General features: G+C 40.0%; 1 protein-coding gene. It reads right to left on the reverse strand.

The features are described from left to right. The coding region (locus J7R07_RS08170; protein ID WP_208436344.1) for a hypothetical protein at positions 1–255 on the reverse strand (255 nt) is incomplete at both ends.

A 255-nucleotide genomic window follows, 5' to 3' on the forward strand; every position in this document is an offset into this window, starting at 1 on the left:
GGCGTTACTATCTATACGATCTAAGCTACGTGTACCTAAGTATTTGGTAGAACGCTCTACATTCACTTTAGTTTTTCCAGAAACATCACCATGAATTAAACCCTTATCCCCCACTAGACTATAAGATCCCACATATTCTGGCGCTTGAACATCTACCGCCTCTACAAGTCCATTTAAATTTACAGCTGCATCATTCAATACTTTGAAAACAACAGCCACATTGAAGGTAATCGCAGACTTCCCTTCAGCACTGTA

This window comes from Bartonella phoceensis, assembly GCF_902825145.1.
Classification (GTDB): Bacteria; Pseudomonadota; Alphaproteobacteria; order Rhizobiales; family Rhizobiaceae; genus Bartonella; species Bartonella phoceensis.